Here is a 23,437-nt window from a genome sequence, read left to right as displayed (position 1 = left end):
CGTCCCCAACGCACGCTCTCCCGCGCGCGGCGCGCGGCGGGGCGGCCGAGTCCGCGGCCTCCTACGGCGAAGGCTTCCAGACGCCGAGGAGCCCGCGCAACCGGAGGGAGGCCCGGGGCAGGGGCCCCGGCAGGGGCCTGGGGGAGGGGAGGACGACGGCGGAGGTTCCCCGGTGCGTCCTCGAATCTCAAAGGGCTCTGAGTTCGCCTCGTTAGCGTCCGGCCCATGGTGCGCGACTATCTCATCGTCGGGGCCGGACCGGCCGGACTTCAACTCGCCTCACTGCTGGAACGCGACGGGCGCGACTACCTCGTCCTGGAGAGGGGGAGCGGGCCGGGGACGTTCTTCACCCGGTATCCCCGCCATCGGCAACTGATATCGACCAACAAGGTGAACACGGGATTCACCGACCCCGAGCTCAAGCTGCGCATGGACTGGAACTCGCTGCTCAGCGACGACCCGGACCTGCTGTTCACCCGGTACACCGAGCGCTACTTCCCGCCCGCGGACGACCTCGTGCGCTATCTGGCCGACTTCGCGGAGCGCACCGGAGTACGCGTCGAGTACGGGACGGAGGTGGTCCGCGTCTCCCGCGCCGACGGCGTCTTCACCGTGCACGACGGCGAGGGCCGGACCTGGCAGGGCCGGCGGCTCGTCATGGCCACCGGCATCTCCCGCCTCTACGAGCCGGACATCCCCGGCTTCGACCTCGCCGAACGGTACGACACCTTCGACACCGACCCCGCGTCCTTCACCAACCAGCGGGTGCTCGTCATCGGCAAGGGGAACTCCGCGTTCGAGACCGCCGACGGCCTCATCGAGAAGGCCGCGGTCATCCACGTCGCCGGACCGCACTCCGTCAAGCTCGCCTGGAAGACCCACTACCTCGGGCATCTGCGCGCGGTGAACAACAACTTCCTCGACACCTACCAGCTCAAGTCCCAGAACGCGGTCCTCGACGGCACCGTGGAGAGCATCGAGAAGGCCGACGGCGGCGGCTTCCGCGTCATGCTCCGCTACGCCCGGACCACGGAACCGCTGCGCGAGCTGCACTACGACCGGATCATCGCGTGCACCGGCTTCCGCTTCGACGCCTCCGTCTTCGACGAGGACTGCCGTCCCTCCCTCGTCATCAAGGACCGCTTCCCGGAGCAGACCTCGGCCTTCGAGTCGGTCGACGTGCCGGACCTGTACTTCGCCGGAACGCTGATGCAGCAGCGGGACTTCAAGAAGTCCACCAACGGCTTCATCCACGGCTTCCGCTACGCGACCCGCGCCCTGCACCGCATCCTGAGCGCCCGCCACCTGGACACCCCCTGGCCGGCCCGGGAACTGGAGGCGACACCGGAGGCGATCGCCGACGCCCTCATCGCCCGGGTCAACCGCTCCTCGGGGCTGTGGCAGCAGTTCGCCTTCCTCGGTGACGTGGTCGGCGTGGACGGGGACCGGGTCGTGTACCAGGAGGAGGTGCCGCTCGACCACGTCGCCGACGGCTCCCTCGGGCCCGCCCCGCACCGCTTCGTCGTCGACCTGGAGTACGGGCTCGACCACGACCAGGCCGACCCCTTCGACGTGGGCGTCCCACGCGTCCTCGAGAACGACGTCGAGCACGCCATGGACTCCACGTATCTCCATCCCGTCGTCCGCCACTACCGGGACGGCGAGCTCGCCGGGACCCATCACCTGGCGGAGAACCTGGAGAACGAGTGGAACCTGCCGGCGATCCACCGGCAGCCACTGATCGCCTTCGTGAGGGAGAGCCTTGGCTGAGCAGTTCCCCGGCCCCGTACTGGACCTCCTCGACGCGGCGGGCGACCGCACAGTGTTCGAGCACGCCGGCGAGGAGGTCTCGGGCGCCCGGCTCCTCGGCATGGTGCGGCGCGCGGTGGGCGGCCTCGGCAAGCACGGGGTCGGGCCCGGAGACGGCGTCGCCATGCTCCTGGGGGTCGGCCCCGGCGCCTTCGCCGCGATCCTCGCCACCCATGTCCTCGGAGCCCGTGTCGTCGGGGTGCGGCCGGGCCTGACGGAGGCGCAGCGGGAGCATCTGCTGCGCGACGTCGCGGTCCGGGTCACCGACCGGCCCGAGGGCCCCGGGACCCCCGGGAACCACGGGACCCCCGGGAACCACGGGGCCGGGCTCGTCCTCGCGCTCGACGAGCTGCTGTCGGCGCCCGACGACGGCGTCCGGCCGCGGGTGCGGGCCCGGCCCGGGGACGTCGCCCGGCTGCTGCACACCAGCGGCAGCACCGGCGTCCCCAAGGCGTGCGCCCAGACCTACGCGGCGATGACCGCGGGCTGGGCGCACCGCCCGGAGGCCTGGCCTCCGGCCGTCCGCGCACTCGCCGGGCGCATGGACCGCTTCCTGGTGTTCGGCACCCTGGCCAGCCAGGTGATGATGGAGTACGGGCTGCTGGCGCTCGCCGCCGGCGGCACCCTCGTCACCGCCGACCCGCCGGTCCTGCCCGACGCCCTGGTGCGGTACCGGGCGACGGCGAGTGTCATCACCGTCGCCCGGCTGACGAAACTCGTGGCGGCGCAGCGGGCCTCGCCGGTGGACCTCGGCAGCCTGCGGGCCCTGATGGTGTCCGGCTCGCCGCTGGAGCCCGGGCGGCTGCGGGAGGCCGCCGAGGTGCTCGGTCCGGTCGTCTTCCACGGCTACGGGCAGACCGAGACCGGCATGATCTCCATGGCCACGCCCGAGGAGCCCGCGGGCTCGCTCGGCGTGCCGCCCGTCGACCTGGAGATCCGCGACCCCTCGGGCCTCCCGGTCCCGCCCGGCACGGACGGCGAACTGTTCGTCCGCACCCCGGCCCAGGGCTGCGGCTACTGGCGGGAACCCGCCCTCAGCGCCGAGGTGTTCACCGGCGGGTGGGTGCGCACCCGTGACCTCGGCCGGCTCGACGCCTCGGGGCGGCTGTGGCTCACGGGGCGCGTCCGTGACGTGATCATCGTGAACGCCAACGTGTACTACGCCGGGCCCGTCGAACGGCTCCTCGCGGGCCATCCCTCGGTGGCCGAGGCGTACGTCGTGGCCGTGCCCGACGACAGCACCGGTGAGGCGGTCCACGCCTTCGTGGTGCCCGCCGCCGGGCGCGCCCCGGACCTCGGGGAACTGCGTGCGCTGGTCACGGCCGAGCTGGGCGGGGCCTGCGCGCCGACCCGGCTGACGCTCATCGACGAGGTGCCGCTCACCGCCGCCGGGAAACCCGACAAGCGGCGGCTCGCGGCGGGAGGTTAGCGTCTCGCGTTCGGATCATCCCGGCGTCGCGGGGTCCGGCGGGCGCACCGCCCGCCGGTCGGCCTGATCCGGACGAAAGACCCTAGCGGGCCGGATCCGGGTCGCCTCCCGGAGCGCCCTCCGCCTCGGGGGTGCGCGGTGCGGCCGTCTCCTTCGCGGGGGCGGCCGCGTCGTGCATCAGGGCGTCGAGTTCGGCGTCCAGTTCGGAGGTGGGGTCGCCGGCCCCCGCGGCGTGGGCCCGGGGGTCGCTGCCGCGCAGGGCGACGGCCGTTCCGGCCAGGGCCATCGGGAGCGCGATGAGGACCGCGGCGGTGCGCATGCCGCCCGGCAGGGAGAGGATCAGCGCGACGAGCGGGGGACCGAAGGCGCCACCGGACTTCCCGACCGCCGCCGCCCAGCCGCCCGCGGTCCCCCGGATGGCCAGGGGGTAGATCTCGGCCGTGTAGGGGCCGATGAGCGCGATGACCCCGGCGGTCCCGGCGAACAGCAGCATCACGGCCGTCAGCAGCACGGGCCGGCCGCCGTCCACCCCTACGAGGGACAGGACGAGCAGGGCGGCGACCGTCAGGGCCGCGTAGGCGACCATGGTGCCCTTCGCCGACCAGCGCATGTACAGCCACGCGGCCACCACGCAGGTGGGGATCGACAGCAGCGAGGAGAGGAACAGCAGCGTGGCCGCGGACATGCCGTGGTGGTGCGAGGACTCCAACTGGCTGGGCAGGAAGGTGATGAAGCCCCAGTAGACGAGGCCCCAGGCGAGCGCGTAGCCGCTGACCACCAGTGTCTTCACCCGGTGGGAGTGCTTGAAGAGGGTCGAGGCGGGCACGCGCCGGGTCCGCGCCCGCTGGGCGGTGAAGGCGGCCGACTCCGGTATCCACCGGTTCAGGCCGATCAGGATCAGCACCAGCGGGAGCTGGGCGAACCAGGCGATCCGCCACCCGGTGAGCGGGATGAGCACCGCGGCCAGCCCGGCGGCCGCCATGTAGCCGCCGGTGGTGGTGAGCCCCGCCTGGAGCACCATGACGGCGGCGCGCCGGCCGGGCGGCAGACTCTCCGTCATCAGCGCGTAGACGACGGGCAGCATGCCGCCGGCCGCCATCCCCATCAGCGCGCACATCACGAGGACGCCGCCGAAGGTCGGCATGGCACCGCACACCGTGGTGCCGAGGAACAGCAGGGAGGCGATGAGGATCGTGGCCCGGCGCCCGATGCGGTCCGCGGCGCGACCGCCGAGCAGCGAGCCCACCACCGTGCCGCTGAGCGCCACCGTGGGCAGCCACGCGATCCCGGAGGCACTGAGGTGGAACTCGGTGCGCATGCCGGGCTGGATGAAGGCCAGCGTGGCGGGCTTCATCTGGTCCACCATCAGCGCGAAGCTCAGCACCCCGATGAGGCGGCGCCGGTCCGCCTCGGAGGTCACGGCCGGCGAGGGAGCGGCCGCCGGGCCGGTGCCGGGGGGCTGCACCACGGAGAACCCGGAGATCAGCACGCCCACGACGATGGCGACCATCGCGGCCCACATCGTCCAGGAGGTGCCCATCATGGCCATGTGGTAGTCCATGGACGCCGAGTCCACGAACATCCACACGTGCTGGCCCACTCCGGCGCAGGTCAGGGCGACACCGGTCCAGAACATCAGGGGCCGGGGGATCAGGGCGGTCGGCTCCGCGGGTGTCATCCCTCTCCTCCTCGTGCGTGGGCGACGGGGCAGCCGCCGGCGGGCCGCTCCTCGAAGTACCGTGCGGCCAGGCGCAGTCGGCGGGCGTGCAGCACCATGACCGTGCCGAGCACCAGCTGGCGCACGCCCCGGGTGACGTCCTCCACCGCGTCCCGGGCCCGGACGAAGCGCCGCAGCGCGTGCAGCCGGCGGGGCTCGGGGGCGAGGTCGCGGGGGATCAGCAGACAGGGCGCCCGGTGCGGGATGGAGCGGGTGTGCGAGGCCGTGGAGTCGAGGCGGAACCGGGCGAGCACCTCGGTGACCGCCGCGCGCAGCACGAGCGGGGAGAGCCGCCAGGCCGGGCAGGGCCGGTTCCTCGCCACGCCGTAGGGGATGTGGTGGGCGTCCTTGGCGGCCAGACCGTTCCAGCGGTCGGGGTCGAACTCCTCGGGCCGCTCGTATCCGGTGGCGTGGTAGTCGGGGTAGCTGAAGCAGACCACGCTGCCGGCCGGGAGCACCGTCTTCTCGTCGAGGGGTATCTCGTCGGTGGTGATGCGGTGGGCGATGCCGAACAGCGGGTGGCGCCGCATCGTCTCGTCGAGGACCTGCGTCAGGTACCGGTCGTCGCCGGGGTCCGCCGCCACGCGCTCCTGCACCCGGGGGTGGTGGGCGAGGGCGAGCAGGACGTGCGCGGTCGCCTCGGAGAGCTGCACGACGGCCGTGTTGAAGAAGGTGCCCTGCAGGTAGTGGACCTGCTCCGGCAGGGACAGGGAGGCGGGGAGGCGGTGCGGCACGTCGCCGGCCGCGACCCGCTGGCGAAGGTATTCCGTCAACCGGGCCCGGCGCCTCGGGTGGCGCAGGCCGGTGCACTTCAGGGCGGTGATGACGTCCTCGGCGTGCGCGGTGATCAGCTCCCTGGCGCGGGGCGGGCACGGCTCCTTGAACACCAGTTCGTAGGCGAATCCGGCCCATGCGGGCATCACCAGGTCCCGGAGCCGGACCAGGCTCACACGTCCCTTCGGCAGGTCGTCCAGCACGCCGGCGAGCGCGCGGGAGGCCGCCGCCGACAGCTCCTCGGAGCTTCCGGCGACGATGCGCCGGGTCGTCGCGGCCACGTCCTCGTAGCGTTCGCCGGGCTCCAGGTGCTCCTGGTGCACCTCCGGGCCCGGCGCCAGCCAGTACCAGAACAGGTCGGAGAGTCCCGCCCCCGCGCTCCGCCCGTTCGCGGCCGGGTGGGCGTACACCCGCTCGAACACCTCGGGGCCGTGGGTGGCGTTGGGCAGGGTGACCACCCGGTCGCCGTTGACCTTCTCGAAGATGCGTACGCGCAGCGCCACCACGGCCCGGGGCAGCCACCAGGCCTCTGTCCCGGCGCTCACCGGGCCCCGCCCTTCGCCACGACCATGTCGGCCGTCAGATCGGCGTTCCGGCGCCCGCCGCACAGCGCGAGCGTGTGGTCGTACTCGTCCCGCAGCGTGGCCAGCACCCGGCGCACCCCCGCCTCTCCCTCGGCGGCCAGACCCCACACCACGGGGCGCCCGAGGCCGACGGCGCGTGCGCCGAGGGCCAGCGCGACCGCCACGTCGCTGCCCCGGCGCACCCCGCCGTCGAGCAGCACCGGCACCCGGCCCGCGACCGCGTCGACGAGCGCGGGCAGGCAGTCCACGGCCGCCGGGACCGCGTCGCTCTGGCGGCCGCCGTGGTTCGACACGATGATCCCGGCCGCGCCGTGCTCGACGGCCTGCCGCGCGTCGTCCGGGTGCAGCACCCCCTTGACCAGTACGGGCAGCGCGGTGCCGCGCACCAGCTCCGCGAGGTGCGCCCAGCCGGCCTCCGGCGACATGGGGATGTCGAGCAGGCCGCCCGGCGGGGCGCCGGGCAGGTCGCGCATGTTCTCCGCGGCGTATCCGGGCGGCAGGTCGGTGAACCCGTTGCGCAGGTCCCGGGCGTGCCGTCCGAACACCGGGGAGTCGACGGTGAGGACCAGGGCCGTGCAGCCGGCGTCCTCGGCGCGCCGGACGAGGGCCGCGGTCACCTCGCCGCGGGGGTGCGGGTAGAGCTGGAACCACACGGCGGGGTCCGGTGCCGCCTCCCGGGCCGCGGCGACGACCTCGCGCACCGCGGTCGTCGCCGCCGTCCCCGTCACCAGGACGGCACCCTCGGCCGCGGCGGCCCGGGCCGTGGCCAGCTCCCCGTCCGGGTGGACCAGCCGGTGGAAGGCGGTGGGCGCGACGAACACCGGCGCCGTGCGCGGGGCGCCCGGCAGGTCGACGGCGGTGTCCCGCACCGCGCTGCCGCGCAGCACCCTGGGCAGCAGCGCGTAGTCGTCGAAGGCCCGCTCGTTGGCGGCCAGGACGCGTTCCTCGCCCGCGCCGCCCGCCACGTAGTCGTAGACGACCGGGTCCAGCGTCTTGCGGGCCCGCTCGTGCAGTTCGCGCAGCGTCACGGCGCCACCGGGGCGGGGGCGTTCCGGTGCGCGGTGAGGAAGGCCGCCAGCGGGGCGCGGTGGTACTCCTCGCTGTCCCACTCGTTCTCCAGGTTCTCGGTGAGGTGGTGGTCGGCGACGAACTCGCCGTCCCGGTACCAGCGGACGACCGGATGCAGATAGCGGCCGTCCAGACCCGACGCGTCCTGCTGGGACTTGCGGCCCGCGGAGACGTCGAAGGGGTCCACCCGGTCGTGGTCCTCCCCGTACTCCAGGGTGATCACCGCGTAGGCGTCGACCTCGCCGAAGTCCCCGGCGCCCACGGCACCCGGCACATGGGCGACGGGCACCTCCTCGGCGTAGCGCAGCGTGCCCCCGGGGCCGAGGAGCAGCAGGTCGCCGAGGACGGCGAACTGCTGCCACAGCGCGGAGGACCGGTTGACGCGGGTGATCACCGCGTCGACGGCCCGCTCGGTGGCCTCCCCGAGGACCGTCGTCGGCCAGGGCACGCCGTCGTGGCGCTGCCGCAGCCCACGGTGCAGCGCGCGCACCGTGTAGCGGAAGCCGTGGATGAAGCCGGTCGTGGCCTTCCCGAAGTCGCGGCCCTGCATCAGCGTCCCCGCGAAGTAGAGGCCGGGCACGTTGACCGACTCGCCGAGCGGCGTCAGCGCCGGGAAGCGGCCGTCGACCATCGTGTCCGGCGCGCACGTGTCGTCGAAGACGGAGCGGTCGAAGCGGAAGCCGGTGGCGACGATCACCCGGTCGTAGCGGAGTTCCTTGACCACCTCGTCGACCCGCTCGAAGGCGACCCGCACGCGGTAGCCGTCCGGCCCCTTCTCGATGGAGAGGACCCGGCCGTCCAGGAGGGCGTTCTGCGACTTGAGCTGGTAGCTGTCCAGGAAGTTGTTGTAGACCGCCCGCAGATGCCCCACGTAGTGCGTCCGCCAGGCCATCTTCAGCGAGCCCGAGCCGACCATGTGGATGACGGCCGCGTTCTCCATCAGGTTCTCGGCCGTCTCGAAGGCGGAATTGCCCCGGCCGATGATCAGGACCCGCTGGTCGGTGAAGGTCTCCGGATCGGTGTCGATGGTGTCGTACCGCTCGGCGAGCTCGACGCCCGGGATCGACGGCAGGTTCGGCACCGGCATCCCGGTGGCGACCACCAGGTGCCGGGCCCGCCACACCGTGCCGGAACCGTCGGTGACCGTGAAGCCGCCGTCCTCGCGGGTGACCTTCTCGACGGGGGTGTCGTACCGCACGCGCACCCCGGTGCGGGAGGCGAAGTCCCGCAGATAGCGCACCAGGTCGTCGGCCGGCGGGAAGTAGCGGGGGCTGTAGCGGGTGAACACCAGCTCCGGATCGTCGCTCAGCAGGGAGTTCCAGTCCATCCGCAGCCGAAGCTCCGGGTCCTCGTACCCCGTGTGCACCTTGTTGTTCGAGATCAGGTAGCGGTGCCGGGGGAACCGCGTGAAGAACGTACCCGGACCACTGCCGCGCTCCAGGACGACGTAGTCGGCTCCGTCCCGCTCCAGCAGGGCGGCGAGCTGCAGCCCGGCGGGGCCCGCGCCGATGATCAGGTAGTCATGGGTCATGCCCCGGAAGCTAGCCAGTGGATCTCAGAACGCTTTGAGATTCACCGCCTACGTTTCGTCACGTGCTCACCACCACGGACACACTCTCCCTCACCGGCCCCCCGGACTCCGCCGACCTGCGCCGCGCGGCCGCCCCGCTCACCGTCCTCGTGGACGAGGAGGCCCGGGCGCGCCTCGACCGCGGCCGCCGCTTCCTGCACGGACTGCGGCACGGCGAGGGCGAGGGCCCCGCGATCTACGGAGCCACCACGGGATTCGGCGCCCTCGTCGGCTACGCCGGGCGCGCCGACGAGGCCGACCAGTGCGACAACACCCTGGCCCACCTCGGGGCCGGCCAGGGGCCGGACCTGCCGCACGAGATCTGCCGCGCCGCCCTCCTGCTGCGCACCTGGTCCCTCGCCCAGGGCGTCTCCGGGGTCTCCACCGAGGTCGTCGAGCGGCTCGCCGCGATGTTCGCCACGACCTTCTCGCCCGCCGTCCCCCGCTACGGCTCCGTCGGGGCGAGCGGCGACCTCATCCCGCTCGCCTACGCCACCCAGGCACTGCGCGGCCGGGGACACGCCTACCTGGACGGGCGCCGCATGCCGGCCCAGGAGGCGCTGGACGCCGCCGGGCTGCGCCCGCTCGCCCTCAACGGGCGCGACGCGCTCGCCCTGGTCAACGGCACCTCCGTCACCACCGCCGCCACCGCCCTGGCCCGCGACGCCGTCCGTGCCTCCCACCGCTCCCTGCAGGCCCTCACCTGTCTGCTGGCCGACCTCCTCGGCTGCGACCCCGGCTTCCTCGACGCCGACCTGCTGCGCGCCTACGGCCACCCCGGGGCCGTCCACGTCGGCGCGCGGATGCGGGCCGCCCTCGACGGCGTCGTCCCCTCCGGCACCCGCCCCCTGCAGGAGCCGTACAGCATCCGCTGCGCCCCCCAACTGCTCGGCGCCGCCGAGGACGCGCTGGGGTACGTCGACGGCGTGGTCACCGCCGACCTCGGCGGCATCAGCGACAACCCGCTGCTGTTCCCCGGCTCCGCCGACGACGGGACGGCGGAGGGCAAGGTGGTGCACGGCGGGAACTTCTTCGGGCAGCCCGCCGCGTTCGCGGCCGACCTGCTCGCCTCCGTCACCGCCCAGCTCGGCAACCTCGCCGAACGCCAGCTCGACCTGCTGACCGACCCGGCGCGCAACGAGGGACTGCCGCCGATGCTCGCCACGGTGCCCGGTCAGCAGCACGGACTCCAGGGCGTGCAGCTCGCCAGTACCGCGTTCCTCGCGGAGATCCGCCGCAACGCGACACCGGCGAGCATGCAGAGCCTGCCGACGAACCTGCACAACCAGGACGTCGTCCCCTTCGGCACCCAGGCCGCCCTGCGCTCCTACGACATGGCGGAACTGCTCGGGCTGCTGTGCGGCTCCCTCGCCCTCGGTCTGCGCCAGGCGGCCCACGTCGGCGCCCGCCGCCCCACCGCGCCCGCGAGCGCGGACCTCCTCGACGCCCTCATCGCGGAGATCCCCCCGGTCGCACCGGACCGCCCGCTGGACGCGGACGTCCGCGCCGCGGCCCGACTGCTCGCCACGTGGGGACCGTGAGGAGCGGACGCGCAGGCCGCAGGGCGGTGGACGCGTACTCCGGCAGCCGGATGGTGAACCGGGCGCCGTGCCCGGGACGGCCGGAGGCGGCGACCGTACCCCGGTGACGGGTGACCACCTCGCGCAGCAGCGCGAGCCCGAGACCGTAGCGCGCGCCGTCGGAGCTGCCGCGGTGGAACCGCTGGAACAACTGGTCCACCGCGGTGGGGTCGAGGCCGGGCCCGGTGTCCGAGACGGCCAGCCCCACCGTGCCCTCGGCGCGGGACAGGGCCACCTCGATCCGCCCCCCGGCGGGGGTGTGGCTGATCGCGTTGGACAGCAACTCCCCGACGGCACGCCGCAGCGCGGACTCCACTCCCTCGACGACCAGCGGGTGCGGGGGACCGTCCACGACGACGGTGAGGTGGCGGGCCCCCGCCCGCTCCGCCTCCTCGGCGACCACCGACCGGGCCAGCGCCACCAGGTCGACCGGGCGGCGCTCCGAGGGCCGCTCGGGATCGGCCGAGAGCCGCGCGGACCGCAGCAGGTCGTCGAGCACCTCCCCGAGCCGGCCGGCCGAGTCGGCCAGCCGGGCCAGCCCGGCGCGGTGCGGGTCCGGCATCTCCTGGGCGGCGGCCTGCCGCGCAAGTACTTGGGCCCGCGTGTACACCTGGGTGATCGGGGTGCGCAGTTCGTGACTGGCGTCCGTGACGAACCGTTCCTGCCGGGTCAGGGCCTCCACCAGCGGGGCCACCGCCCGCCGTCCGAGGACCGCGCCGGTCACGACCGCGGCGAGCAGCCCCACCAGCTCCGCGACGCCGAGCGCGAACCACAGGTGGTCGCGGTCCGCCAGCTGGAAGCGCATGTCGAAGACCGCCTGTACGACCCTGCCGTCCGTCCGGTACCGGGTGCTGACCAGATAGACCGTGTCGTCCCGCCGTACGGTGCGGTCCAGGTTCTCGTGGTCCCCGCGCACCCGGTCCACGTCGGCACGCAGCGGGAACCCCTTCGGGGCGTTGGCCAGCGGGGTGACGCCGGGCGCGTACAGCCAGGTGCACACCGGCGGGCTGGTCAGGTCGCCGTACTCGGCGCTGTAACGCACCTCCCGCCACACCTGGTCGTTCTGCGCACGCACCATCACCGTGTGCGCGACCCCGCCGACGACCGTGACCAGCAGGGTGATGATCGCCCCCGTGATCACGGCGATCCGTAACCGCGCCCGCCGCACCGCCGCCCACTCGGCGGGCGAGGACGACTTCACAGCGCCCCCAGCCGGTAACCGGCGCCGCGGACCGTGCGCACAACCTTGCGGCCCAGTTTGCGGCGCAGGTAGTAGACGTACGTGTCGACGATGGACGAGGCCGGCGCCTCCTGGAACACCAGCCGGCGAAGCTGCGCCCGCGAGAGCACGGCATCGGGGTGCGAGGCGAGCACCCAGAGCAGGGCGAACTCCCGGGCGGCGAGGGGGACCTGCTCGCCGTCGGCGAGCTCCACCTCCCGGCGGCCGACGAACAGCCGGCCCGAGCCGATGCTGAGGACGTCGGCGGTGTCGTGCGCCCGCCGGCACAGGGCCCGCAGCCGGGCGCTCAGTTCGTCGAGGTCGAACGGTTTGACGAGGTAGTCGTCGGCTCCGGCGTCCAGCCCGTCGATGCGGTCGTTGACCGCTCCCATCCCGGTCAGCATCAGCACCGGCGTGCGGACCGCGCGGGATCTGAGCCGGCCCAGCAGGTCGAGGCCGTCGAGCGCCGGGAGGCGCCGGTCGACGACGAGCACGTCGTACTCCCGGGAGAGGCCCAGATGCAGACCCCGTTGACCGTCGGTCGCGACATCGACCGCGTACCCCTCGTCGCGCAGTGTGCCGGAGAGCATGTCGGCCAGCTCCCGGTCGTCCTCGACCAGCAGCAGCCGTCGAGGATCCCGCGTCTTCACTTGAGTCACAGTGCCACTCCCCTCGCCCCAGCCCGCAACCCCTGTCAACGCCCGTGCGCGGAGCGTGGTTCCCGTCCGGCTCCCGTCATGAGCACGCCGACGACATCCGGCCGATCGTGCGGAGCGGGGAAGTCCGTTTCCGGCTGGATTGCGGTGGGTTCCGGGGCGGCGGGACGTGCGCGGGGCGCCCCGAAGGGAGCCGTCTCCCGCGCGGGACGCGGGGCGGACGCGTCCTCGGCGCCGTCCGCGTCCGCGCTCCTGGGGCGGCTCCCGGGCGCCGTACCGGAGTCCGGGCCGGAGGCGGACGGCGGCTTGCGCCGGGAGGCGGACCCCGTGGCGGAGCATCCGCCGGTGCCTCAGCGGAGCTTGGCCGAATCACCCGGCCTCGCGCGGCCCGGTCCGGGGCCCGCCCGATGCCGCTTCCCGGCGACGCGCCCGCCGGGTCAGCGCAGGATGCCCGCGGTACCGGCCGCGGACAGCCAGTCGGGGAACTCCTGGAGGAGCAGATCGTAGAGGCGGTGGTCGGGGAGGTCCCGCGGGGTGCGTCCGGCGTGGAAGAAGCCCGCGTTGTCGACGACCCGCCGCTCGGGGACGGCCAGGGTGTCCAGCCTGCGCAGGAAGGAGAACTCGTTGTCCTCGGGATCGCCGAAGCCGATGAACTGCCAGAACAGGGGGAGCCGGGCGGCCTTGCAGAGATAGCGTTCGGCGGCCTGCCTGCTGGTGGGGCCGCCGTCGGTCTGGAAGACCACCAGCGCGGGAGCGTCGCTGCCGCTCTCCAGGTAGTGGTCGATGACCGCGTCCATGGCGCAGTGGTAGTTGGTGCGCCCCATGTGCCCGAGGTTCTCGTGCAGTTTGTCGATGTGGCCGCGGTGCCGGCCCAGTGTCAGGTCCGTGCACCCGTCGACGTCGGTGGAGAAGAACACCACCGGCACGGTGCCGTCGTCGTCGAGGTGGGCGGACAGCGAGAGGACCCGTTCGGCCAGGTGCTGCATGGTGCCGTCCCGGTAGTAGGGCCGCATGGAACCGGAACGGTCCAGCACCAGGTACACCGCGGCACGCACGTCCTCCAGACCGTGCCCGCGCACGCTGGACTCGGCGGTCTCGTACAGGCTGACCAGGTCGGGGGCCCGGTCCCGCATCTTGTCCAGGCTGATGCGCGGGGCGGGTCCCTCGTGGTACGTCGACGTCATCGCCCCATGATCGGGGATGGACGAGGGGGCGGAAGCGGCGGCCCTCGGCCCTGGCGGCAGGCCGGTTCGCGGTCTTGGCCGGGGATACGGCGCCCGCTAAGGTCCGGACCATTCAGGTCCGGTCAGGCGCGGTCCCGTGCCCGTGCCCGTGTCACGCCGGCTCCTAACTCACTGTGAGGAAGTCGGTGGCGGGTTTGTACACGAGGAGACACAGGAGCGCACCGAAGCCGGTGCGCGCTCTCGTCGGCATGGTGGCGGCGTGCGCGGCACTCGTCGCCGTCACGGCACCGACGGCATCGGCCCAAGGGGGCGTGCGGGCGTCGTCGGCATCGGGAACCGCCCAGGCGCGGGGGGAGTCGGCGCTCGCGGCCCTCGCCCCGGGTCTCGACTACGTCGCCATCGGCAGCTCCTTCGCGGCCGGGCCCGGAATTCCGCCGGTACAGGACGGTGCCGGTGCCGCGGCATGCTCCCGGTCGGCCCTCGACTACCCGAGCCTCGTGGCCCGCGACATCGGCGCGAACCTCACGGACGTCTCGTGCAGCGGCGCGACCACCGCGAACGTCCTCACGGCCGGCCAGTCAGGGCAGCCGCCGCAGGTGCGGGCCGTGACCTCGGCGGCCCGAGCGGTCACCGTCACGATCGGCGGCAACGATGTCGACTACCTGGGCAGCATCAACGCGTACTCCTGCCGGACCGGCGGTGGCACCGACTGCGGCACGGTGGACCGCGAGGCGATCGACCGGACCTTCCCGGCGCTGGCCGGGCGGATCGGCGACGTCGTCGAGGCCGTCCGCGCCGCGGCACCCCAGGCACACGTCTACCTGGTCACCTACTTCACCCTCCTGCCGGCTTCGGGAGTGTGCGCGAACGTGCCGCTGACCGAGGACCAGGCGGCGTTCGAGCGAGGCATCGCCTCGCGGCTGGCCGAGGCCACCGCGGCCGCGGCGACCGCGACGGGCGCGACCCTGGTCGATCTGGCCGCCGCGAGCCGCGGGCACGACGCGTGCTCGGCGAGCCCCTGGGTGGAGTCGTACCGCCCGGCCCCGGGCCGTGTCACCTACCACCCCGACGAGGCGGGAATGAGGGGGGCGGCGAACCTCGTCCAGTCCGCTCTGCGGGTCGGCGGCCAGACCGCCACGGTGACGTTCCGCTCGGGCATCGCGGGCAAGTGCGCCGACGTGCGCCGGTCCGGCACCGCCGACGGCACCCCCGTGCAGCTCTACACCTGCAACGGCACGGGCGCCCAGCGGTGGACGTACGCCCCCGGCGCGGGCGGCACGCTGAAGGCACTGGACCGCTGCCTCGACGTGAGCGGCGGCGGCACCGCCGACAGGACCAAGGTCCAGCTCTGGACGTGCAACGGCACCGGAGCGCAGCGCTGGGTCACGGGCCCCGACTCCTCGCTGGTCAACCCGCAGTCCGGACGGTGCCTGGACGATCCGGGGAGCACCACCGAGGACGGGACCCAGCTGCAGATCTACGAGTGCAACGGTTCGGCGGCGCAGCGCTGGACCCCGACCCCCTGACACCGGGGTCCCGGGACGGGGGAGCGCCGGTTCGGGCGGGGCGGTGGCCGGGGCGGTCGCCGGGGTGGGTGCAGCGCACCCACGCGCCGGAGGCCGGCCCGCGTTACCGTCGGGTTCGTGGACAGTGAGAACAAGCTGGGTGACTATCTGCGAGCCCGAAGGGCACTGGTCCGGCCGCAGGACGCGGGCCTGCCCGAGGACGGCCCGCGTCGGGTCCCGGGGCTCCGGCGCGACGAGGTGGCGCTGCTGGCTGGGGTGAGCACGGACTACTACATCCGCTTGGAGCAGGGCAGGGAACGGCGCCCGTCCGACCAGGTGCTGCGGTCGATCGCCTCCGCGCTGCGGCTGGACGACGCCGCCGCCGAGCACCTGTTCCGGCTCGGCCTGCCGGTGCTCGGCGAGCGGGCGGCGCCCACGCGGACCGTCGCCCCCGAACTGCTGCGGCTGATGGACGGCATGCCGGACGTACCGGCGTTCCTGGTCGGCGCGGCGCAGGATGTCCTGGGCGCGAACGCGATGGCGCGGGAGCTCTACCGCGGGTTCGCCCGGTTCGACAACCTGCTCCGCATGATCTTCCTGGACCCGTACGCGCGGTCCTTCTACAGCGACTGGGACACCGTGGCGCGGTGCGCGGTGGACAACCTGCGGGCGTCCTCCTCCCAGTTCCCCGCGGACGGGCGCATCGAGCGGATCGCGGGCGAACTGGCCCTGCACAGCCCGGCGTTCGCGAACCTCTGGGCCCGCTACGGGGTGCGTCCACGGACCCGCGAGAAGAAGCACTTCGTGCACCCCGGGGTCGGGGAACTGCGGCTGCACTTCGAGACGTTCGCGGTCGCCGCCGCCCCCGGCCAGCATCTGTCCGTCTACAGCGCGGAACCCGGCAGCACCAGCCACGACGGCCTGGTCCTGCTGCGCCGGCTGGCCGATCAGGCGGCCGCCGCGTCCGGGGGCGCCCGCCAGGACATGGCTTCGGAGACGGGCGACGCCCGCTCGTGAACGCCTCCCGGGGCGGCGGGGGCACGGGCATGCCCGGTGGAGGCCGCAGGGGGAGTGGGCCGCGCCCAGGTGGCCCCTTCGGAGCCTTGATTGTCATGGGCATGTAAATAACACCGATCGTCACCCCATGCCCTGCCACCCCTCCGACCCGCGGTTTTCCCGACCGCCGGCCGGCGACGGGTGGGTGCAGCGCACCCACGCCCCGGCGCCCCGCGGCGCCTAGCGTGAAGTGCGGGAGGCGGGCACGAGGTGCCTGCGCCCCCCCATCGATCACCGGACCGCTCCGGTACCACCCACCGTTCCCGAAAGGGCCGAACGACCGTGATACTTCCGTTCGACGAAGCCGGCCGGGGCAGGCCGCTCGTCCTCCTGCACGCCCGGCCCGTCGACCGCAGGATGTGGCGGGCACACCTCCCCCCGCTCGCCGGGGCCGGCGTCCGGGCCATCGCCGTGGATCTCCCCGGTCACGGCGAGGCGGCCGGTGGTCGCCACGACGGGGTGACCCCCTGGACCGACGTCCTGGACACCCTCGACCACCTCGGTGTCGACCGGTTCACCCTGGCCGGCAACTCGCTCGGCGCCCTGGTGGCGCTCCAGATCGCCGTCACGCGACCCCGGCGGGTCGAGGGCCTGGTGGCCGTCGGCTACCGCCCGCACGACCTGCCGCCGTCCGCGCGCCTGCGGGCCGCGTGGGACAGGGAACGGGCCGCACTGGAAGCCGGCGACATCGAGGGCGCCGTGCGGGCCGGTCTCGACGCCTGGACGTCGCCGAAGGCCTCGGACGACGTACGCGCACACGCCACCGTCATGATGCGCGAGCAACTGGTCGCCCGCCTCACGTACGGCGAGCCGGACGTCGCGGCGGACCCGCTCGGCGAGGACGCGGGCGCCCTGCGCGCCCTCACCGTCCCCGCGCTGGTCGGCGTCGGGGAACTCGACATGCCCGACTTCTTCGAGGGCGGAGCGGCCCTGAGCGAGGAGTTGGGGGCCGGCGGGGTCGCCGTCCTCCCGGGCGCCGGACACCTCGCCCCGCTGGAACGGCCCGAAGCCTTCCAGGCCCTCCTGCTCGACTTCGTGGGCGGCCTGCCCGCCCGGCCCTGACTCCCTCCGCGGCCCCGTACGGACGCGCGGCCGCACCGAAGAGAACCGAGAAAGGCACACCCATGGAAACCGTCTTCGTGCTCTACCGGTCGAACTCCGGGGACTTCCGCTTCGACCGCGACTACTTCGAGTCCGTGCACCTCCCGCTGGTGCGCGGGGCCTGGGCGCGCCACGGCCTGGTGTCCAGCACCGCCGTGTACCCGGCGGGAGAGGGGGACCTCGTGGCCGTCGCGGTGAACGAGTTCCGCGACCGGCAGGCCGCCAGGGACGCGTTCAACTCGCCGGAGAGCGAGGAAGTGATGAACGACATCGTCCGCTACACCGACCTCACCCCGAGCAGGCTCCGCGGTGTCTCCTTCACCTACTGAACAGGGTCTCGCGATGACCTCGGACACCACCACGACCTCACGTACGCCGGCCCGGACCTGGCTGGGCGTCGGCACGCTCCTGCTCGGCACACTGCTGCCGCCGCTGGACTTCTTCATCGTCAACCTCGCCATTCCGTCGATCCAGGACGACCTCGGCGGCGGGGACACACTGGGCCGGCTGATCGTGGCGAGTTACGCCGCCACCTACGCCGTGACGCTCACTCTGGGCGGCCGCCTCGGCGACCTGTTCGGGCGGCGGCGGGTCTTCCTCGCCGGTCTCGTCGGGTTCAGCCTCGCCTCACTGCTGTGCGGCTGGGCCGGCGAGCCCTCGTTGCTCGTCCTCGGGCGCGTCCTGCAGGGGCTCGCCGCCGCCCTGATGGCCCCGCAGTCGCTGGCCCTCATCCGTGCGAGTCTCGACGGCCGGGACCAGACGGCCGCCCTCGGCCTCCACGGCGCGACCGTCGGACTGGCCGCGGTCATCGGCCAGTCCCTGGGCGGACTCCTCGTCACCGCCGACGTCTGGGGTCTGGGCTGGCGGGCGATCTTCCTCATCAACCTGCCCGTGGCGGCCCTGGCCCTGGTGGGCAGCCTCTTCCTGCGCGATCCGCACACCCGGGGCGCGGAGAGACTCGACTGGGGCGGCGCCCTGCTGCTGTTCGCCGGTCTCGCCGGGCTCGTCGTTCCGCTCCTCGTGGGGCAGGACCTGGGCCGGCCCTGGTGGTGCGTCGCGCCGTTCGCGGTCGCGGCCGGCCTGCTCCACCGGTTCTGGCGGCGCCAGTCCGCCCTCGAGGACGACCGGCCGCGCGGTCGAGGCGTCACGCCCTTGATGCCCCCCACGGCAGTCACCGCCCCGGGGATGCGGACGGCCCTGGTGGCGGTCGCCCTGTTCTACTCGATCGCCGCGTTCTTCCTCGTCTTCTCCGCACACGAGCAGGCCCTCGGCCGGACCCCGCTCCAGGCGAGCTGGGACATCCTGCCACTGGGCATCGGCTTCCTGGTCGGACCACTGACGGTGCCGCACCTCATGCGGTTCGTGCCGCGCCGGATCGCCGCCCTCGGCCTGGGTCTGGAGACCCTCGGTTTCCTCGTCCTCGCCGGGCTCCTCCTCGTGTCCGCGCGGACGGCGTGGGAGGCCGCACCCCTGGCGGTGATCGGCTTCGGCCAGGGGCTCGCCCTGCCCTCGCTGATCCGCCTCACGGTCACCCGCGTCCCGCGCGCCTTCGCCGGCCTGGCCAGCGGTCTGGTCAACGCGACACTGCAGATCAGTGCCGCCCTGTCGGTCGCGGTCGTCGGCGGCGTCTTCGCCACCCTCGCCGAGGCGTACGGGTCGACCCGTGCGCTCACCGCGGTGTCGGTCCTGCTCGCCGTGCTCCTGTTCGTCTCGTGCGTACTGGCGCTCCGGGCCGAACGCGTGCCCGCCGCGGACACGGCCCCGCAGGTCGTCCTCGCCCACGGCCCGGGGACGAAGGAGGGAAGGACGCTCGCGCCGGCGCGACGGCGGTAGCCGCCCCGGGCCCCGGTGCCGTTCACCCGGCCGCGGCCGTGATCCGCAGCCGTGCCTCCCGGGTGCGGTCGGAGGCCGGGCCCGTTTCAAGAGCGATCTCGCCGGGTTCGACGGTGAGGCGGAGTGCGCGGTCGACCGAGGCCAGCGTCTCGTGTCCGACCGTGAACACCGCCTCCGCCTCCGTGCCCGGGGCGAGGTCCAGCCGGGCGAAACCGCGCAGTTCCCGCACGCGGGGCCAGGACGTGCCGCCGGTCAGCCGGCGGACGTAGAGCTGGACCGTCTCGTGGGCCGGGCGGGAGCCCGTGTTGCGCACGGTGACCCGGCACGTCAGCCGGGGTGCGGCGGCGTCGACCGTGGCGGCCGACAGGCGCGGCGGGCCGTACTCGACGCTCGTGTACGACAGACCGTGGCCGAAGGCATGACGGGGCAGGGCGCTCTGGTCGACGTAGCCCCGGTAGCGGTGGTCCTTGCCGTTGTAGAACACGGGCAGCTGGGCGGCGGAGCGCGGCACGGAGACCGGGAGGCGCCCGCGGGGCTCGGCGATGCCGAACAGGACGTCCGCCACGGCACGTCCGCCCCGCGGCCCCGGGTACCAGGCGCTCAGCACCGCCGAGGCCGCGGCCGCCGGCACCTCGGGCAGGGCGTGCGGGCGGCCCTGCACCAGGACCACGACGACCGGGGTGCCGCTCGCCGACACCGCCTCCCACAGGGCCCGTTGCCCGGCCGGCAGCGCGAGGTCCGCCAGGTCGACGCCCTCCCCGCAGGTCATGCCGGTGGGCGTGCCCGTGCCGGTCACGGCGGCCCCGTTGGCCTCGAAGGCGGTGTCCCCGGAGCGGGCGCTGGAGCCGCCCAGCACCAGCACGGCCACGTCGCAGGAGGCCGCCGCCGCGAGCGCCGCGGGCAGACCGGAGAGGTCGTCCCCGACCAGCGCGCAGCCGCGCGCGTGCACCACCTCGGTGCCGGGCGGGGCCGCCGCGCGGATGCCGTCCAGGACGGTGATGCCGGTGCCGGGCCGCTGCGGTGCCGTGTAGTCGCCGATCTGCCGCTCCAGGGAGTCGGCGTTCGGGCCGAGGACCGCGATCCGCCGCGCCGCTCCGGGAGTCCGGGACAGCGGGAGGACACCGCCCTCGTGGGAGAGCAGCGTCACCGAGGCGGCCGCGAGACGTTCGCCCAGCTCGGCCGGGTCCGGAAGACGGCCGGCCGCGGGTACGGGCGGGGGCACGGGCGTCTCGAACAGACCCAGGCGGAACTTGAGCGTGAGGACGCGGGCCACCGCCGCGTCCAGCGCCTCCTCGGACACCAGGCCGCGCTCCGACGCCTCGTCCAGCCGTGTGAACCCCACGTCCCACAGGCTCAGATCGCAGCCGGCTTCCAGGGCCAGCGCCCCGGCCGCCACCGGATCGCCGGTCATCCGCACCAGCCGGTCCACCGCCGTGCCGTCCGCCATGACGACACCCTCGAAGCCCCACTCCCCGCGGAGCAGGTCGGTCAGCAGATACCGGTTGGCGACACAGGGCAGGCCCTCGAACTCGTTGTAGGCGGCCATGACCCCGGCCGCCCCCGCGGCCACCCCGGCCCGGGCCGCCGCGAGGTGCACCTCGTGCAGCTCGCGGAGCCCCAGCTCCGTCGCCGCGCTGTTGCGCCCGCCGACCGAGGCACCCTGCCCGGCGAAGTGCTTGAGGACCACGGCCACGCCCGCCCGTCCCGCTCCTTCGACCAGCGCCTCGGTCATCCGCGCGGCGAGGTACGGGTCCTCGCCGAAGCACTCCTCGCTGCGGCCCCAGCGCGGATCGCGCACCAGGTCGAGGGCCGACACCAGGGCGAGGTGCGCGCCGCGCGCCCGCAGTTCGGCGGCCGCCCCGGCCACCGCGTCCGCGTACAGGCCCGGGTCCCAGGTGGCGCCGGCCGCGAGGTTCACCGGGAGCACCGTGCCGTCCAGGGCCTGGTGACCGTGCGGCATCTCCTCCACCAGGAGGGCGGGGATGCCGAGCCGGGTGTGCTCCACGAGGTACCGCTGGACCGCCTCCGCCGTCCGTGCCCCGTCCCGGGCGTCGAGGCCGTCCGCGAAGCCGACGCCCGACCAGGCGTCCGCCCGCTGCAGCCCGTACAGCGCGCCCATGCCGTCGAAGGCGGCGACCTCGGCGCGGAAGGCGTCGGTGAGGCGAGGGCCCCCGCCGGCCCGCGTGTAGGCGTCCCAGCCGTACATGCGCTGGTTGAGCTGGCCGACCTTCTCCCGCAGGGTCATGCGGCCCAGCAGGTCACGGACGCGCTCCGGCACCGGGGCGGCCGGGTCGCGGTAGCGGGGGAGGCTCATCGCGATTCCCGTCCCGACTCCGACTCCCGCTCCGGCTCCAACTCCGACTCCGGCTCCGACTCCTGCACCGGTCCCCGCTCCGGCCGCAGCTCCAGCACCGCGACGCCGTACGCCTCGAGCGGCACGTCCTCGACCGGGGCGCCGCCGTCCAGGGCGTGCAGCGTGCCCTCGGCGTCCGGGCGCACCACCAGCGGCTCCGGGCTCTGGCTGACCAGCCACACGAAGCGCCGCCCGTCGGCGTGGACCAGGACGTCCGCCGAGACGTGCGGGTCGGGGACCGTGACGGGCCGCCGCACACCCGCGACCCGTGCCAGCGCCGCGTAGAGGCGGTGGGTGGCGTCCGGGTTCACGTGCGGGGTGCGGGCCGCCATGTGCTCCAGCGGGTACGTGGCCAGGACGGTGCGCCCCGCGCCGGTCTCGCGCACGAGCAGCGCGGGCCGGCCGTGCGCGTCCACGGCCACCACGCGGCCCTCGCGCGGCTCCACGGGCAGGTAGGCGCGGCTGTCCTCGTTCCCGGCGACCGGGAAGCGCAGCACCTCGCCCGCCCGCAGCCCTCCGAAGTCCTCGGTGAACGTCATCTCCAGGACGTCGTCCCCGATCGGCTCGGCCACGCCGTAGGACAGGCGCAGTTCCACGCCGAACAGTCCGTCGAGGTCGTCGAACCAGGGGCCCCGCGTGGCCGGGTGCTCGCCGGAGCAGAACGACAGGTACACGGTGGCGCCCGCCTCGGCCCGGCGGGCCAGTTCGCGGCGGGTGCGGGTGGTGAGCTGCCGGGTGGCCGGCAGCAGGTAGAGCGAGGCCTCGCCGGGCATCCCGTCGGCCTCGCGGGTGAGGGCCACGGGCAGGTCGGCGGCGCGCGCGGTGACGTACCCCTGGTGCAGAGAGGTGAAGATGAGCGGCCGGTCGGCGGGCCGGCTGTAGGGGTAGCCGCGTTCGAGGAAGGCGGGCACCACCAGGGCGGCGCCGGCGTCGGCGCGGGCGCAGCGGGCGAAGTCGACATCCTTCAGCACCCGCGCGAACGCGGCCAGTTCGCGCAGCGGCTCCTTCGGGGCGCCGGTGGAGTCGGTGATGCCGAAGTGCATCTCGAAGGGGTGGTGGTCGTAGGGGGACTGGTCCCACAGCTCGTCGTAGTCGGTGTTGTTCCAGGCGATCCAGCCGGTCGCCCCGCCGAGCAGCGAATTGTGGAGGGTCTGGCGGTAGAAGACGCCCGCGTTGGCCGCCGAGACGGTGTCCGTGGACAGGCCGAACTCCTCCAGGACGACCGGCTGTCCGGTGACCGCGGCCAGTTCGCACTCGAAGGCGGCGCGGTAGTGCTGGCGCGGCCGGTCGGTGTCCGAGCGGTAGACGTGCGGGCCCACGAAGTCGACGTACTCGGCGGTCTCCCGCAGTGAGAACCCGTTGTCGCGGCCGGTCACCTCGATGCCCCAGGCCCCGTCGCCCAGCGACACCGGCTGCGTGGCGCCGCTCGCCCGCACCGCGTTGCACATGGCCTGCGCCCAGGCGGTGACCATGTCCGAGGACGGGGGGTCCACCTGGTATATCCGCCCGTAGCCCGGCATCTCGTTGGTGATCAGCCAGCCCGTGACCGCCGGATGGTCCTTGAAGCGGCGGGCCATGCGGCCGACGAACCAGGCCTGCCGGCCCACCATCCACACGTCCTCGTACAGGTCCCGCCCGCCCCGCCAGGCGGGGTCCCAGTTCTCTCCGGACATGTGCCCGACGATGAACGTGGGCACGGTGCCCATGCCCGTCTCCCGGTGGGCGTCGAGGAAGTCCTCGAAGCGGGCGCACAGTTCCTCGTCGATCCGGTGCGGCTCGGGGTGGAAGTCGGGCCAGTAGAAGAAGGACCGGGTCATCGTCAGCCCGTGCTCACGCAGGACCCGCAGTTCCTCGCGGACGGTCTCCGGGTCGTAGTTGCGCCACATCAGCGGACCGCCGGTGCGTGACCAGAAGTTGGCGCCGAGCCAGGGCAGGACGTCGGGCTGATGGGTGAGCTGGGCGCTGTGGCGTCGCATGGTCCTTCTCGGGTGATCGGGAA

General features: G+C 74.0%; 17 protein-coding genes. 8 read left to right on the top strand and 9 right to left on the bottom strand.

Annotated features, from left to right (window positions below):
- The first annotated feature begins 225 nt into the window (after positions 1-225).
- Positions 226-1,770: an NAD(P)-binding domain-containing protein gene (locus OHB09_RS04030; RefSeq protein WP_006144325.1), complete on the top strand. Its 1,545-nt coding sequence runs from the start codon at positions 226-228 to the stop codon at positions 1,768-1,770.
- Positions 1,763-3,238, top strand: coding sequence for a class I adenylate-forming enzyme family protein (locus tag OHB09_RS04025; protein WP_328921619.1), 1,476 nt, complete (start codon positions 1,763-1,765; stop codon positions 3,236-3,238). The genes OHB09_RS04030 and OHB09_RS04025 overlap by 8 nt, the downstream gene beginning before the upstream one ends.
- Positions 3,239-3,320: 82 nt before the next feature.
- Here the strand turns inward: OHB09_RS04025 and OHB09_RS04020 are convergent, their stop codons facing one another.
- From OHB09_RS04020 to OHB09_RS04005, 4 genes are read right to left on the bottom strand one after another with little or no spacing between them, the layout of a single operon-like run.
- On the bottom strand, positions 3,321-4,916 hold the full coding sequence (locus tag OHB09_RS04020; protein WP_328729920.1) for an MFS transporter: 1,596 nt from the start codon (positions 4,914-4,916) through the stop codon (positions 3,321-3,323).
- Positions 4,913-6,274, bottom strand: coding sequence for a cytochrome P450 (locus OHB09_RS04015; protein ID WP_328921618.1), 1,362 nt, complete (start codon positions 6,272-6,274; stop codon positions 4,913-4,915). The genes OHB09_RS04020 and OHB09_RS04015 overlap by 4 nt, the downstream gene beginning before the upstream one ends.
- Positions 6,271-7,341, bottom strand: a complete 1,071-nt coding sequence (locus OHB09_RS04010) for an alpha-hydroxy acid oxidase (RefSeq protein WP_191889645.1) — start codon at positions 7,339-7,341, stop codon at positions 6,271-6,273. The genes OHB09_RS04015 and OHB09_RS04010 overlap by 4 nt, the downstream gene beginning before the upstream one ends.
- Complete coding sequence (locus tag OHB09_RS04005; RefSeq protein WP_191889646.1) at positions 7,338-8,912, bottom strand: NAD(P)-binding domain-containing protein; 1,575 nt, start codon at positions 8,910-8,912, stop codon at positions 7,338-7,340. The genes OHB09_RS04010 and OHB09_RS04005 overlap by 4 nt, the downstream gene beginning before the upstream one ends.
- A 62-nt stretch (positions 8,913-8,974) precedes the next feature.
- On the opposite strand from OHB09_RS04005, the gene OHB09_RS04000 reads away from it, so the two are divergent.
- Entirely contained in the window at positions 8,975-10,492 is a 1,518-nt protein-coding gene (locus OHB09_RS04000) for an aromatic amino acid ammonia-lyase (RefSeq protein ID WP_191852624.1), read from the top strand.
- On the opposite strand, the gene OHB09_RS03995 is transcribed toward OHB09_RS04000, so the two are convergent.
- The 3 genes from OHB09_RS03995 to OHB09_RS03985 all read right to left on the bottom strand — a co-directional run bounded on the left by OHB09_RS03995 (position 10,401) and on the right by OHB09_RS03985 (position 13,590).
- Positions 10,401-11,732, bottom strand: coding sequence for a sensor histidine kinase (locus OHB09_RS03995; RefSeq protein WP_318295056.1), 1,332 nt, complete (start codon positions 11,730-11,732; stop codon positions 10,401-10,403). The genes OHB09_RS04000 and OHB09_RS03995 overlap by 92 nt on opposite strands.
- Positions 11,729-12,400, bottom strand: a complete 672-nt coding sequence (locus tag OHB09_RS03990) for a response regulator transcription factor (RefSeq protein WP_006144336.1) — start codon at positions 12,398-12,400, stop codon at positions 11,729-11,731. The genes OHB09_RS03995 and OHB09_RS03990 overlap by 4 nt, the downstream gene beginning before the upstream one ends.
- 443 nt (positions 12,401-12,843) lie before the next feature.
- A complete protein-coding gene (locus OHB09_RS03985) occupies positions 12,844-13,590 on the bottom strand; it encodes a vWA domain-containing protein (RefSeq protein ID WP_006144338.1) in 747 nt (248 codons plus the stop codon).
- 230 nt (positions 13,591-13,820) lie between these two features.
- On the opposite strand from OHB09_RS03985, the gene OHB09_RS03980 reads away from it, so the two are divergent.
- The 5 genes from OHB09_RS03980 (at position 13,821) to OHB09_RS03960 (ending at position 19,085) form a co-directional block, all read left to right on the top strand.
- Positions 13,821-15,116, top strand: a complete 1,296-nt coding sequence (locus OHB09_RS03980) for a ricin-type beta-trefoil lectin domain protein (protein ID WP_328921617.1) — start codon at positions 13,821-13,823, stop codon at positions 15,114-15,116.
- A gap of 117 nt (positions 15,117-15,233) precedes the next feature.
- A complete protein-coding gene (locus OHB09_RS03975) occupies positions 15,234-16,112 on the top strand; it encodes a helix-turn-helix domain-containing protein (RefSeq protein ID WP_191852622.1) in 879 nt (292 codons plus the stop codon).
- Positions 16,113-16,433: 321 nt separating this feature from the next.
- Complete coding sequence (locus OHB09_RS03970) at positions 16,434-17,213, top strand: alpha/beta fold hydrolase (protein WP_191852621.1); 780 nt, start codon at positions 16,434-16,436, stop codon at positions 17,211-17,213.
- A gap of 62 nt (positions 17,214-17,275) precedes the next feature.
- Positions 17,276-17,581: an EthD family reductase gene (locus tag OHB09_RS03965; RefSeq protein ID WP_234525093.1), complete on the top strand. Its 306-nt coding sequence runs from the start codon at positions 17,276-17,278 to the stop codon at positions 17,579-17,581.
- Between the two features lie 13 nt (positions 17,582-17,594).
- Complete coding sequence (locus tag OHB09_RS03960) at positions 17,595-19,085, top strand: MFS transporter (protein ID WP_234525091.1); 1,491 nt, start codon at positions 17,595-17,597, stop codon at positions 19,083-19,085.
- Between the two features lie 22 nt (positions 19,086-19,107).
- On the opposite strand, the gene OHB09_RS03955 is transcribed toward OHB09_RS03960, so the two are convergent.
- Positions 19,108-21,399: a glycoside hydrolase family 3 N-terminal domain-containing protein gene (locus OHB09_RS03955; protein ID WP_328921616.1), complete on the bottom strand. Its 2,292-nt coding sequence runs from the start codon at positions 21,397-21,399 to the stop codon at positions 19,108-19,110.
- Positions 21,396-23,414 carry a glycoside hydrolase 5 family protein gene (locus tag OHB09_RS03950; RefSeq protein ID WP_191852618.1) on the bottom strand — a complete coding sequence of 673 codons (2,019 nt, stop codon included), beginning with the start codon at positions 23,412-23,414 and terminating at the stop codon, positions 21,396-21,398. The genes OHB09_RS03955 and OHB09_RS03950 overlap by 4 nt, the downstream gene beginning before the upstream one ends.
- Positions 23,415-23,437 lie beyond the last annotated feature (23 nt).

Source organism: Streptomyces griseoaurantiacus (genome assembly GCF_036189845.1).
GTDB lineage: Bacteria > Actinomycetota > Actinomycetes > Streptomycetales > Streptomycetaceae > Streptomyces > Streptomyces griseoaurantiacus.
The sequence above is the reverse complement of the archived record's forward strand: the minus strand, read 5'-3'. Positions and strand labels throughout refer to the sequence as shown.